Source organism: Gluconobacter sp. P5E10, assembly GCF_018812145.1.
GTDB classification, from domain to species: Bacteria; Pseudomonadota; Alphaproteobacteria; order Acetobacterales; family Acetobacteraceae; genus Gluconobacter; species Gluconobacter cerinus.
Genome location: NZ_JACRVZ010000001.1, coordinates 237,284 through 250,587 on the forward strand (window position 1 = coordinate 237,284; position 13,304 = coordinate 250,587).

Below are 13,304 nucleotides of genomic sequence, written 5' to 3' on the forward strand. Positions count from 1 at the left end.
CTCGTGCCGTGCGGACTTGGGGCAGGTTCTGTTTTGACAGGGTGATCTGGAATGTTCTTTTCGCGCGAGCCTGTACGCCCTGAGAGCAGTGGCATCACATTGCCGCTGCTGTGCGTAATTCTGGCGTTTCCTATGATGCTGCTGTTTGGAGCAGCGTACTGGCGCGTACGAGAAATGTCTGGCTACGGAATTTTAAATTGCCTTGCGCCAGATGCTTTAGTTTTTCTGGGCATAATTCTCTCCGACATTCTGATCTTTTGGAAAGTGTTTCTTCCAGCCAAGCGGCTGTCGTACGGCTTGTCTCAACTGGCAGTTCAGGATGTCTTCTCTTCTGGTAACCTTTTTCCTGATCTCGCTGGCGTGCATGAACGTTTGCTAGGTTTGCAAACTGACCTAGAGAGAAGTCAAAAGCGTGCTGTCGAAGCTCAGGCGTCCATAAAGAACGCTCAGGAAGAAGCTAATCGTTCCCAAAGTGAAGCGATGGCCGAAGCGGGCTCGCGCGATGAAATGATAGACGTACTTGGGGCTGCGTTAAAGAACCTCAAAGCAGGTCGCCTTGACCAGAAACTGGAGGAGGCTTTCCCAGAAAAATACGAGCGCCTTCGACAAGATTTCAATGCGACGCTGACTGATCTTCAGAGAATTCTGATGTCTCTGAATGATAGCGTCGGAACAATCTCTTCCGGATCTGCCGAAATTGCGTCCGCTGCCGATGACCTTGCCCATAGGACGGAACAGCAAGTCAGTCGGCTTGAAGAGACGACTCAGTCCGTTGGAAGTGTGACGGAGACGGTCAAGAAAACCGCAGACGCGGCAATGCACGCCAGTATTGTGGTGACCCAGACGCGTGAGCGCGCCGAGAGTTCTCGAGATGTCATGGCAGCAGCAATGGCTGCAATGCTTGATATTCAGCAATCATCCAAACAAATTGGGCAAATTCTGGGGCTTATCGATGATATTACGTTCCAGACAAACCTACTGGCGCTAAACGCTGGTGTAGAGGCGGCCCGGGCTGGAGATGCTGGACGAGGGTTTGCTGTTGTCGCCACAGAGGTGCGAGCTCTCGCTCAGAGATCGGCCAATGCTGCGAAAGATATCAAAAATCTTATTACGTCCAGCACGCAGCAAGTCAGCAAAGGCACGGTCCTTGTTCAGGAAACTGGTGCTGCCATGAAGACCATCGTTGAAAATGTCGGTGAGATCAGCGTGCTAATTGGAGAAATCGCGACTGCTGCGCAAAGCCAAGCAAACGATCTGTCTGAAATTAGCCTGGCAGTAAACCAGATGGATCAGAATACCCAGCAAAATGCAGCAATGGTCGAGCAAGCGACGGCTGCAAGCCATAACCTCAGCAAAGAAGCGCGAGAATTGGTGCAGATTGTTCATCATTTTCATGTCGGCGATCGGAACGTATTTGGAGCCGTTCATGCGCAGGTCGATCATAATATCGTTCCCGCGACCTCTTTATTTTCAACGAATGATTTTCAGACCTCTGATGACGGCTGGGAGGAGTTTCGATGATGACAATGCTTTGTCTCCCGGCAGATATGGGAACTGCATTTGCAAAGCATTTTTTGCAGCAGCTTAGAGACCAAGCGACAGATATTGTTTTGGATGGTGGCGCTGTCAAACGTCTGGGGGGGCGGTGTTTCGAAATTTTACTCTCAGCTCAAAAAACAGCTCATGGGCGCCAAGCCCGTTTTTTTATTCAAAATCCGTCCGCTGAATTTCAGAAAGCTCTCGAATTGTTGGGAGGCACCTTCCTACTTGAGAAGGAAAATAATCAATGAATATAATGATTGTTGATGATTCTAGAACGATCCGAAATATTCTGCGGAATATATTGGAGAAAGCTGGATATAATGTCTGTCCTGCAGAGGATGGATTGGACGCGCTAGAAAAGCTGAAAGTATTTGATCCGAATATTATTATTACGGATCTGAATATGCCACGAATGGATGGCTTAGAGCTTGTTAAAAAGCTGCGATCCGGACCTAAGACGCAATACGTTCCAATTCTTTTTTTGACGACTGAAGGAAATTCAGAGGTTCGCAACAAAGGACGTGAATCCGGGGCCACGGGATGGCTGTTAAAGCCATTTAATGCAGATCGCTTGCTTGAGACTATTGATCGAGTGTTACCATGAACGATCAAGATGGCTTGGAAGAAATTCGTCAGGTTTTTTTTCAAGAATGCGAGGAACACTTATCTGTACTTGAAGACGAACTCGGAAGCATCGGGACGTCTCCGGATAAACTGTCGAAAATAAATACGATATTTCGTTCAGTTCACTCTATTAAAGGTGGAGCTGCAGCGTTCGGAATGGAAAATCTGGTACGTCTTGCTCATTTATTTGAGGAGGTACTGGAAAAATTTCGATCAGGTCTACTTGATATTGATCAAAGTTCAGTCGAAATTTTTTTAAAAGCGACTGATTTTTTATCTGATATTGTTTCATTTTATCGATTTGGTACTTCATTATCTGATTCGAATGAAACCTACGCTGATCTCAACCATTATTTGAATGATGGAATCGATCCAGATCAAAATTTGATATTGAATTCCATGGTACCGGAAGAGATAGATGAATTTAAATTTCAGCCGGTCAAAATAGATATCGTAGATCAAAAAGAAAATACGTTCTTTTTTGAAATAAATCCGAAATATTCATTTTATTCGAACGGTGACGATGCAATAAATTTTCTTGTATTTTTACAGAAGAAAGGAATTATTGAGGTTGAATTAGATGCTACTGAAATTCCGTCTCTGACGTCTTTTGAAGCAGATGTATGCTATCTCAAATGGAAAATAATTCTGAGGACACCTGAAGCCAGGGAGAATATTGAAGAGATATTTGAGTGGTCAGGGGGAGACCTTGGCTGCAAGTTTATCGAATCTCCCTTCTCCAAAGATAATTTAGAATTACAACCTTTACCCATCCCGACGCATGAAAGTTCAAATGATGGTTTAGTCGATCCTGCATTAGTGAATCGAGTTTCTCAATACGAAAATAAAGAGCATTCTACAATTCGTATTGATACATGCAGAGTAGATAAACTCGTAGATTTAGTAAGCGAGCTGGTCATTAACCAGGGAGCTATACGGACTCAGATGCAATCAAGTAATGTTTTGCCCGGATCGTCACTTGATATCGCAGTTTCTGAATTGAATCAGCTTACCCAAGAGTTACAAGAAAATGTAATGGCAATGCGTGCGCATCCCATTAAAGCTGTTTTTCAGCGTATGAACAGAATTGTGAGAGAGGCAGCGCGTCTTTCTGGAAAGCAGGTGGTGTTTCATATCGAAGGTGAGGAAGCAGAGATTGACCGATCAATCTTGGAAAAACTTTCTGAGCCCTTAATGCACTTGATCCGAAATGCCATAGATCACGGTCTAGAAGAACCAAATATTAGAAAAAATATTAATAAAAACAATGAAGGAAATTTATATTTAAGAGCTTTTATTCGTTCTGGACGGTTTATCATTGAAGTAGAAGATGATGGATCCGGATTAAATTGTAGTAAAATTTATAAAAAGGCAATTTCTAAGAAAATTATCATGCCAGGAATTCATCTTGAAAAAGAAGAAATTCAAAATTTAATTTTTTCCCCAGGTTTTTCTACTCTTGATGTTGTTTCGGAATTGTCTGGTCGCGGTGTGGGGATGGACGTAGTAAAGAAGACTTTATCTGAGATAGGTGGAAATATTTCGGTTTTCTCTGAAGAAGGAAAAGGAACTAAATTCGCTATTTCCCTGCCTATGACGCTTTCTATTATTGATGGTTTAATATTTAAATCCGGAAATCAAAAATTTATTGTTCCAACAAATTATGTTGTTGAAGCCTTTTTATTGGAAGAAAAGAAAATATTAAAAATATCAGAAAATGAGTTAAAATATTTATACAGAAATGAATTAATACCTATAAATATTAAAGAGAAAAAATATCTATCAATATGTTTGGTTTTGCAAAATGAGAAAAAATCGAAATATGCTATAGTTGTGGATGAATTAATAGATCAATCAAAATTTGTGATCAAATCAATAGAAAAAAACTATAAAAAATTATCCGGATTTTTATCTTCAACTATTCTTGGAGATGGAAGTGTAGCGCTAATTATTGATGTCGATTCTGGCATCGGTAGTTTTTTGTAACTAATTATCTGGAATTGGAATTTAACAGATGTCAAAAAGTCTGGTTTTTTTATCCAATAATCAAGAATACTCTATAGATATATCTTATGTGAAAGAAATAAAAAATTGGATAAAATCAACCATTATTCCAAACTCCCCAGAGTTCTTGGAAGGTATTATAAATATTCGTGGGTCAGTTATACCTCTGATAAATTTTGGTAAAAAAATTAATAGTTATAATGAAAATATTTTAAAAAAAGCTATTATAATTTTAGAGGGAGATAATAAAATAATTGCCTTTTCTGTCGATGATGTTTTGGAAATACTATCTTACCATAAGGAGGATTTGYGACGAATAAATTTTAATGAAAATTGCTCTATTTTAGAGGGGATTATTTCTTTTGATGAGAGGAATATATTTAAAATAAATGAGTCGTTTTTTATAAAAGAATGCATAAATGATTAATAATAAGAACGTTCTAAGTAAAAAAGATTTATTAACTATCTCCAAGATTGCGAAAAAAATATCTGGAATTCATCTGAATCAAAGTAAAAAAACTATTATTCATTCAATAATGTCGCGGAGAATCAGGGAGTTGGATGCTGAAAATATAAACGATTATTTTAAGTTAATGGAATCTAGAGAAGGTGAATATGAAAAAGACAAAATGATATCGGCTTTAACAACAAATGTTACGTCATTTTTTAGAGAAAAACATCACTTTTATTATTTACATAAATTATTATGCTGTGATTTTTATGCAGAAATAATGAGAGAAGAGAGAATTCGTATTTGGTCTTCCGCCTGTTCAAGTGGAGAAGAAGCCTATTCTGCTGCAATGACAGCAGCTGAAGCAGTAAATTATTCGCATATAAAAAAAATAAAAATTCTAGGTACTGATATTGATCCGGAGATGATAAGGCGAGCTCAAGATGGCATCTATTTCAAAAATAATATTCCAAAAAATTTCTCAGAAAAATTTAATAAATTTTGTGATTTTTCTGGGGAGGAATTCTATTTTTCAAGAAATATTAAGGATTTAGTTTTATTTAAAAAACTAAATATTATTGGTGAATGGCCTTTTCAAGCGAAATTTCATGCAATTTTTTGTAGGAATGTCACAATTTATTTCGATAAAAAAACGACTGATCTTTTGTGGAGAAGGCTGTCTAGTCGTCTTCACATCAAGGGTGAAATTTATATTGGTCACTCTGAGAGAATAACTAATTTTGAAGAATTGGGTCTCCGCCCTATTGGAATAAACGCTTACAAAAAAGTTGTGTGATGCAAGTGCACCATAAAATTTTCGACCCTTATTTACGGCATTCACCTGTATCAGTCTTGATTGTAGATGATTCGCTTACAAGTCGAGCGCTCATAACGCTTTCATTGAATCGAGACAAACGCATTCAAGTAGTTGGAACTGCAACTACACCTCTTGAGGCGCGGGATATGATTATCCGACTGAAGCCAGATGTTTTGACACTTGATGTTGAAATGCCGGGGATGAATGGGCTGCAGTTTCTTGAAAAGATCATGCGTTTACGCCCGATGCCGGTTGTTATGGTTTCCAGCCTCTTATCTCCACATGGGGAAATTACAGAACGGGCTCAGCAGATGGGCGCTGTAAGCTGCTTTTCTAAAATGCCTTCTTTGCAAGGCGAGGACGCGTTTGCGGGGCTTGGAGAAGCTGTGGTTCAAGCTTCGTTATCGCGAACAGCGGCCCACTCAGTGAAAAAAGACGTAAGCGATGCCATCGTGGCAATCGGTGCATCTACAGGTGGTGTAGAGGCTCTTTCCGAGGTTTTGCAAAGCTTTCCCGTTGATTGCCCACCCACTGTGATTGTGCAGCACATGCCGAGGCAGTTTTCTGAGAATTTTTCTCGGCGTTTAAACTCAATTTCTCGCCCTCAGGTTAATCTTGTGACCGATTTTTGTCGTCTGGAACGGGGGCAAATTTTGATTGCGCCTGGAGGCGAGGCGCACACGGAAATTGCTTATGATGAAAACACTGCGTCTTACATCTGCCATTTGGTGCCGCGGCCGACAGTGAATGGCCATAGACCTTCGGTGGATGCGCTTTTTCTCTCTGTCGCTCGATCAGCTGGCTCCCAAGCTGTTGGCGTCATTTTAACCGGGATGGAAGCTGATGGTGCGCGAGGGCTACTGGCCATGCGAGAGGCCGGGGCCAAGACAATCGGGCAGGATCAACAGACTTCAGTCATCTATGGCATGCCCAGAGCCGCATTTGAGTGTGGCGCTGTAGAGACGCAACTCCCCTTACCTGAAATAGGCGCTGCTATTCTTCGGCTGGCCGATCCCCACAAAATGGAGACTTATCAATGATTTCTGCTTCCTCCATGTCTGTTCTGCTTGTGGATGACCAGACATCCATTCGTTCTCTGTTGAGAAACAGTCTTGTTCAGTTAGGCTTTGTGAAAGTTTCTGGCGTCCGTAACGGGCTGGAAGCTCTTGAACATCTGAATGCAAATTCAACGCACCTGATCATATCAGATTTCAATATGCCAGATATGGATGGTCTGGAACTGTTAAAGGCTGTGCGCGCGTCGTCTACGATCGGAAAAACGGGTTTCATTATGTTGACGGGGCAGGCCAATAAGGAGCTGGTACAGCAGGCTATTTCAGCCGGAGTAAACAATTTTCTGGCTAAGCCTTTTACCACAAGCTCGCTAAAATCACGGATCGAGGCAGTATTCGGTCCCATCTGTGGAGCGTAACTGTGTGGATCAGATCAAACTCGCTGTTTTGTTTCAAGGAATGGCACAGCAGTGGGCTCAGGCATCATCTTCATGCAGAAATGCTGAGACCGTCATGCTGGATGGTTGCGGCCAAAACGCGGTTGGCTCTCTGCAGGGACTGGACGTCCTGATGCAGGAGCTTGAGCAAATGAGTGCGCTCTGCCTGCGTCTTTCGAGGCAGTCTGATGTACAGCGTGTGACAATTGCTAGTCACGAAATTGAACAAGTGACCCTGGAGCATCTTCGCGGGATGCTTAAAGGGCAGCCTGTCGCTCCATTCTCTGTTGCGGATGTAGAACTATTCTAAGTGTCCCTCAGCTTGGCTGACTAGCGTCGCCAGGTTGGGAGTGAACCATTGTCCGATGCTTCTGGAGGCCGCGTAGAAGCTGCTCCGCATCTGAAGGCGTAAAAACAAAACCGACGGGCCCATATGCAGGGTGCTGAAAGGCCAGCAATGACCCCTCGGTTAGCGCATCAATCTGCAAAGCCCAGTTTGTTTTATACACGGGAGCAAAGCGCGCTCCTTCAATCGGCGCTGGTGGACGCTTTTCCAGTAGCGCGGTGCGTGCCATCCCCAAGCTGGTAATCAACTGGTTCAACTGGGTTTCATCCAGAGAAATGTCACCGGTCAGACCGCTTCCATCCAAAAAGGAGAGAATGATCTTTTGCCCGTCTTCTGAGCGGGTTACCTGCATGCGCGGGTTGTTAGTCATCTCGAGCGCCTCTTTTCAGGGGGTTCCAACGGGAGAATTCTGATGGAATGAACCACTCCATGTCCACCAACCCAAGCGTGTAGCAGTTTGGGTAAGAGCTTCTTCGGCTTCGTGTGCTTTTTGTGGGGTCGGGAAGAGGCCAAAGCAGGTAGCGCCTGATCCGCTCATACGTGAAAGAAGGCAATCTGGCTGATTTTGGATCGCAGTGAGAACGTCAGAAATAACCGGGGCATGGGCAATCGCGGGCGCCTGAAGGTCATTTACTGTTTGCCGTAATAGATCCACAAGGTCCCGCATTGACGACCATTGGCTGGGGAGCACCGGTTTTGTACGCTGAACGATGCCCCCCATTGCGGCAAAGCTGCGGAAGATATCGGGCGTTGACACACCAACACCTGGATTAATCAGCAGAATTCCGCCGTTCGGCATTTTTGGCGCTAAGGTCAGAATTTCCCCAATTCCTTCCATGCGTGTCGCCTGCTGACGAACGCAGACGGGAACGTCGGCCCCAAGAGGTTCTGCAAGTGCGCAAAGATCGGATTCTGTTGTGTTCCAGACGCCTGACAGGAGGCGCAGCGTACACGCGGCATCCGCTGAGCCACCGCCAATACCTGATGCGACAGGTAGATCCTTTTTCAGCGTCAGCCGGTATGCGTCATGAGAGCCGCTTTTTGCCTGAAGCGCTCGAGCTGCCTTGAGGACGAGATTGCTGTCGTCGGCTTCAAGGCCTTTGCCAAATCGCCCTTCAATAGACAGAGAAAACCGATCGCACTTTTCTCCCACACTGATTGTGTCGGCTGCTCCGGCGAAGACTGCGAGACTGTCGAGCAGATGATACCCGTCAGGCCGCCGCCCAGTGACATGCAGATAGAGATTGATTTTGGCGTGGGCGGTATCTTGAAGACGGGTCATTTGTTCTGTTCGAATGATTTGAGATGTGGGCCGCCCTGCTGGAGGGCATTCAGAATGAGAGTGCGATCCTGAGGCTGCGGATTGTCATCCAGAGACTGGTTCCATTGATCCTGAGCCTCTGTGTGGCGACCGAGATACCAATATGCAACGCCTAGATGATAGCCAATTTCGGCGTCACTCGAGGCATGTTCTGCAGCCTGAATAAGAATGGGTAGCGCGGTTTTCAGGTCACCTTTGGCCTTGAGAAGGGCCCAGGCGTAGCTGTCCTGAATAGATGGATCGTTAGGCTGGAGTTCCACCGCGTGCTTAAGCAACTGCAGGGCGTGGTCTTGGTCAATATCGTGTTCGATACTGGCATAACCGACGAAGTTGAGAACTTCTGGCTGGTCAGGGGCGAGTTCCAGCGCATGGTGCATATCTTCCTGCATCATGGCCCAGTCTCCGTTTTCCTGGGCAGCCATGGCGCGACCGAGAAGTATCGGCCAGGCAATCTCCTTGCGAGGAGGAGAGGCCTTGAGAGCTTTCGTATAAAGATCGATCGCCTCGGCATGATGGCCCATCTGATCCTGAACTTCAGCCAGTTGAACCAGAAATTGCGGGTTACCCGGAAGCAGGGTTAGCGCGCGATGAAGCGCATCGGCCTGAAGTGGAAGATCGTGGGAGCGGCTGGCCAGATTGACTCGCTCCTGGGCAGCCAGCGCTGCCAGAGAGTCCGTGCTGGAAACCGAATTGAGTGTCTCGAGGCCCTTCGAGATCTGATTGCCGTCACGGAAGGTGTCGGCAAGGAAAATGCGTGCAACCGTGAGGGTGGGATCAAGATAGAGGGCCTGTTGCAATGCGATGATGGCCGGATCGTGAGGAATGCCTTCCTGCTGAATAACGTCCGTGATCATCAGGGCAAGTTGCAGGTTCAGAATTGCCGCACCCTGAGAGGGAGAAAGGGGAGGTCGTTTTTTTAGGTTATGCTGAAGTGGCCCAATGATCATGGAAGCGAGAGGGGAACTCACGCCCAGTGCAGCTACGGCATCGAGTGCCGCCTTATGCTGGCCCTGATTTTCAAGCCAGCCACCATAAATCTGGGCGTAAAGAATCTGGAGTGTCAGCGGATCATCGGGGCTGTTGCCAGTCTTCTGATAGAGAAGTTCCGCCTGATGTTGAGAAGGCAGTCGCTCCGCAATCAGCGCGGCATGGAATTGGTACAAGCGGCGTGTAGGCGCGAAGGTTGCAGCGGCGTTGAGGGTGGAGAGTGCCTGCTCGACATGGCCTTCGTCTGCCTGCGCCCATGCCAGAAGAACGGGCGTTGCAACAGAGACCAGAGGGCCTCGATGGTTGTTGCGGCTCAGCGTCTGGCGCATTTCCGTCCAGGATTTCCGAGTAACCGCGTTCTGGGCAAGGACGAGGGTGGCAATATCGCTGGCGGGAAGCGTTTTGGCGAACGTCACAGCCTCATCTTCATGTCCGGTCATGGCAGCGTAGCGCAGAGCATCTTCGCGCAGCTTCAGATCGCGGGAAGATAACGTCAGGACATGTGAAAGCGCGTTATAGGCAGCGTCGATCTCACCGCGCTGCATCATGACGCTCGACGCCAGCAGCCAGCCGGTCAGGGATTTCCCGGGATCAATAGCGGGCATTGTTTCCGGAGGAGGGGCCGCAAATGCTGAGGGCAGGAGGGTTCCCGCCAGCAGAAGTGCCGAGAGACCCGCGCGAAGCGAGTGCGAAAAAACCGGAATTGATCTGGGCCAGCCGCGCGTGATCTGCATAATGGGTCAATTCTAGACCGCATGCGGTCATACGCCAACCTGAACGGATTTTTCATGACACCCCAGCCTGTTCCGAGCCGGGCAGAACTGCTTGCCGCGCTACAGCTGCAATATGACTGGGGTGTGGACGAGGTTCTTTCGGAAGAGACGATTGACCGCCTTTCGGATGTGCCTCGGAGTCTGCCTGCCCGAGTGGACACCTTACACGCCCGATCAGCGTTACCCAGGGAAGTGCCATCGCCTGCGCCGGTATCACCCGGGCTGGAACAGGCACGTGATCTGCCGGCCCTGATTCGGGCGAGCGAAACGCTTGATGATCTGTTTTTGGCGCGGACGGCAACGCATCGGCTCAAGCCCGTTTTTGTCGATGCTGCTCGCTTCATGCTGATTGGAGAGACGCCGGACGCGGATGAAGATCGCTCTGGAGAACTTTTTGCGGGGCGTGCCGGTGAGCTTTTGGATCGAATGCTGGCCACTGCCGGGTTGGAACGCTCGGTGCTCTCAATGGCACCAGCGGTTCCATGGCGGCCGCCGGGAGGGCGCGGTGTAACGGATCAGGAGATGCGGTCCTGTCGTCCGTTGCTGCTGAAAACGATCGCCCTGTGTCGGCCACCGTTTCTGGTGACGATGGGAGTAACGCCTCTACGGCTGCTTCTGGGGGATCAGGCCATGCTGAATCGGCTGCGTGGCAAATGGACGGAAATTCGGATTCCCGAGTTGGATGCACCGGTTGCTCTGCTGCCTATGCGACACCCGTTACAACTCGCTGCCAGCCCTGCTGCACGCCGGAATGCGTGGCAGGATCTTCTGGTTTTGATGGAGCGATTGAGTGCGGAAAATACAGAACTAAATAAGTCCTGATTTAAGCCTGTAAAAAACTTCGCGAAAACGCAAAAAACTACTCGAAAACAGGTGTTTGCCACTGGATTGTTCCAGTGTGTGACGATATCATCGCTTAGTCCGAGGCTCTGTTCTGGTTAACCAAAACTTGCCAGCGTGCCAGAAACCGGGTAGCACCCGGCGGCTATGCGAAGGATTACCCCTTTCATCTCAGGTGGCACGGCGCGAGCGTTGCTTGTGAGTGTGCTGATTCTGACCGGTGGAACTTTCTCCCCGGTGCGTGCTGACGGTGTGCAGACTCTGCCGCCTCAGCCAGACCATGCTGGCGATGAAACAGCGTTTGCAGAAGCCCGTCCCAGCCTCGGTGGGGACGGCATTGTATCGCTGCCACACCCTCTGACGGCCACTATGGCTAGTCGATATCGTCTGATCCTGCAGGCGCAGCGTCGTGGTGACCTGCAAGAAGCCATGGAGCAGACGCGTTTGCTTACGGATCGCGTCCTGCTGGGCGATGTTCTGGCAGATCGCTATCTTGCGCCTGGTGCTCATCCAGGAGCGGACCAGCTCCGTGACTGGTTGAAAAACTATTCAACCCAACCGGACGCCCCTGCAATTCAGGGGCTTTTGGTAAGGACTGCTCCGGCAGGCTCCGTTCAGCTCCAGACTTTTGCGAGGTCTCTGGCGCCTGAAGATCGTCCTGAAACCGTTCACCTGCCTAATAGTTCCCCTGCAGACCCATTGGCGCATGCCTTCACGCGTAATCCTCTCCTGGATCGTACGGTTCAGGAGCGGGTGATGCAGGGCGTGAAGGGCGCAGCCAGCGCACTGCACCTTGTGGATATTACGCCCGGCATGACCCCTGCCTATGCAGGGCAGCTTTACGGAGAAATTTCTCTGGGGCTGCTTTCACAGGGAGATGCTCAGAGCGCGCTGCGTCATGGTTGCGCCGGCTTCGAGCGAGGGGGCCATCAGGTTGGTCTTCCCGCTTATGTCGCTGGTCTGGCCGCCTGGCGTCAGGGGCATCTTGATGCGGCATATGAGCTGTTTGAATCGGCGGCAAATGCTCCAGTTACATCGCCTGAGCTTCATGCTGCCGCAGCGTTCTGGGCTGCGCGTGCAGAAATTCGCCGTCACGCAATGGCGGCATACGTGTCCTGGCTCCATCGTGCCGCGAACCATCACGAAACATTTTATGGGATGCTCGCCGCTCAGACACTGGAGCTTGGACGTAAGGGTCATGCCCGCCTGCCAGACAGCGTAACGGAAGTCACGCTTCATGATCCTGTTCCGGTTCTTGGGGAAATTGACGTCGAGGCCATCAGTGCGCTCCCACAGGGCCGACAGTTGTTTGCCCTGCTTCAGATTGGCGAGCGTGCACGCGCCGAGGCGCTGATGCGGCGGATGTGGACGGACGTGGCGCCTGACAGTGCGCGGTCCCGGTCCTTGCAGCTCGTTGCTCAGACTGCCGGATTTGAAGATCTCTCCGAACAGCTCGCGTCGCTCATCATGAACGGGGAGAGCCGCCCACAAGCGGCTGGTGCGGATTTGCCGATGCCTCGTCTCAAGCCCAACCATGGCTTTCGGATGAACCCGGCTCTGGTTTATGCCCTCACGCGCGTTGAATCGAATTTCGATGCTGCCGCTACATCCGGGGCAGGTGCGCATGGGCTGATGCAGATCCGGCCGATCACGGCGAGCTTCATCACACTGCATCACCAGACATATGATGCCCATGGGATGGCTGTTATTCCGGTACCGCCTGACATGGTAAACCGCCTCCACAACCCGTCATCCAATCTGGAAATCGGTCAGCTATACGTGCTGTATCTGGCTTCTCAGTCGAGCCATACATCGTTGTCGGCGCGCCCTGAGGGCGGGGATCTTGTACGGGTTCTGGCATCTTACAACGCAGGGCCTGGCGCTATCGCCCGCTGGGAAAGTGCACAGACGGCCGATCTGCATGATCCGCTGTTCTTTATGGAAACGCTGCCCAACACGGAAACGCGTGACTATGTGCATCGCGCCCTGACTTATACGTGGCTGTATGCGCATAAGATGGGGCTCTCTTCGCCGTCTCTGAAAGCGCTGACGCATTCCGAGTGGCCATCGTTTGGCGCGGAGCAGGCTCTGGCTCATGAGCAGATGGCGCTGAACTAAGAATAAAAAAAACCTCGCATCAGCATTTTGA

At 48.7% G+C, this 13,304-nt stretch carries 14 protein-coding genes; 11 read left to right on the top strand and 3 right to left on the bottom strand.

What is annotated here, in order from left to right:
* The first annotated feature begins 51 nt into the window (after positions 1–51).
* Genes KP707_RS01000 through KP707_RS01040 form a run of 9 tightly spaced genes read left to right on the top strand, consistent with a single transcriptional unit; the run spans position 52 to position 7,198 of the window.
* Complete coding sequence (locus tag KP707_RS01000) at positions 52–1,521, top strand: methyl-accepting chemotaxis protein (RefSeq protein ID WP_249202711.1); 1,470 nt, start codon at positions 52–54, stop codon at positions 1,519–1,521.
* A complete protein-coding gene (locus tag KP707_RS01005; protein ID WP_249202712.1) occupies positions 1,518–1,790 on the top strand; it encodes an STAS domain-containing protein in 273 nt (90 codons plus the stop codon). Before KP707_RS01000 ends, KP707_RS01005 begins: the two co-directional genes overlap by 4 nt.
* Positions 1,787–2,146 (top strand): response regulator, encoded by a 360-nt coding sequence (locus KP707_RS01010; RefSeq protein ID WP_211501889.1) that lies wholly within the window; start codon positions 1,787–1,789, stop codon positions 2,144–2,146. The genes KP707_RS01005 and KP707_RS01010 overlap by 4 nt, the downstream gene beginning before the upstream one ends.
* The gene (locus KP707_RS01015) at positions 2,143–4,152 is read left to right on the top strand and encodes a chemotaxis protein CheA (RefSeq protein ID WP_211501890.1); all 2,010 of its coding nucleotides are present in this window, start codon (positions 2,143–2,145) and stop codon (positions 4,150–4,152) included. Before KP707_RS01010 ends, KP707_RS01015 begins: the two co-directional genes overlap by 4 nt.
* Before the next feature lie 28 nt (positions 4,153–4,180).
* Positions 4,181–4,597, top strand: a complete 417-nt coding sequence (locus tag KP707_RS01020; protein ID WP_215769402.1) for a chemotaxis protein CheW — start codon at positions 4,181–4,183, stop codon at positions 4,595–4,597.
* Positions 4,590–5,417 carry a protein-glutamate O-methyltransferase CheR gene (locus KP707_RS01025; protein ID WP_211501892.1) on the top strand — a complete coding sequence of 276 codons (828 nt, stop codon included), beginning with the start codon at positions 4,590–4,592 and terminating at the stop codon, positions 5,415–5,417. Before KP707_RS01020 ends, KP707_RS01025 begins: the two co-directional genes overlap by 8 nt.
* Entirely contained in the window at positions 5,417–6,478 is a 1,062-nt protein-coding gene (locus tag KP707_RS01030) for a chemotaxis response regulator protein-glutamate methylesterase (RefSeq protein ID WP_211501893.1), read from the top strand. The genes KP707_RS01025 and KP707_RS01030 overlap by 1 nt, the downstream gene beginning before the upstream one ends.
* Positions 6,475–6,870, top strand: coding sequence for a response regulator (locus KP707_RS01035; protein ID WP_211497684.1), 396 nt, complete (start codon positions 6,475–6,477; stop codon positions 6,868–6,870). Before KP707_RS01030 ends, KP707_RS01035 begins: the two co-directional genes overlap by 4 nt.
* A gap of 4 nt (positions 6,871–6,874) precedes the next feature.
* Entirely contained in the window at positions 6,875–7,198 is a 324-nt protein-coding gene (locus tag KP707_RS01040) for a hypothetical protein (RefSeq protein ID WP_211501894.1), read from the top strand.
* Between the two features lie 7 nt (positions 7,199–7,205).
* Here the strand turns inward: KP707_RS01040 and KP707_RS01045 are convergent, their stop codons facing one another.
* Genes KP707_RS01045 through KP707_RS01055 form a run of 3 tightly spaced genes read right to left on the bottom strand, consistent with a single transcriptional unit; the run spans position 7,206 to position 10,276 of the window.
* On the bottom strand, positions 7,206–7,604 hold the full coding sequence (locus tag KP707_RS01045; protein WP_249202713.1) for a hypothetical protein: 399 nt from the start codon (positions 7,602–7,604) through the stop codon (positions 7,206–7,208).
* A gap of 15 nt (positions 7,605–7,619) precedes the next feature.
* Positions 7,620–8,516: a 4-(cytidine 5'-diphospho)-2-C-methyl-D-erythritol kinase gene (locus tag KP707_RS01050; RefSeq protein WP_211501895.1), complete on the bottom strand. Its 897-nt coding sequence runs from the start codon at positions 8,514–8,516 to the stop codon at positions 7,620–7,622.
* Positions 8,513–10,276, bottom strand: a complete 1,764-nt coding sequence (locus tag KP707_RS01055; RefSeq protein ID WP_211501896.1) for a tetratricopeptide repeat protein — start codon at positions 10,274–10,276, stop codon at positions 8,513–8,515. The genes KP707_RS01050 and KP707_RS01055 overlap by 4 nt, the downstream gene beginning before the upstream one ends.
* 54 nt (positions 10,277–10,330) lie before the next feature.
* Between KP707_RS01055 and KP707_RS01060 the strand changes: the two genes are divergently transcribed.
* Entirely contained in the window at positions 10,331–11,137 is an 807-nt protein-coding gene (locus KP707_RS01060) for a uracil-DNA glycosylase family protein (protein WP_211501897.1), read from the top strand.
* A 165-nt stretch (positions 11,138–11,302) separates the two neighbouring features.
* Positions 11,303–13,273, top strand: a complete 1,971-nt coding sequence (locus KP707_RS01065) for a transglycosylase SLT domain-containing protein (protein WP_244591055.1) — start codon at positions 11,303–11,305, stop codon at positions 13,271–13,273.
* The last annotated feature ends 31 nt before the right edge of the window (positions 13,274–13,304 follow it).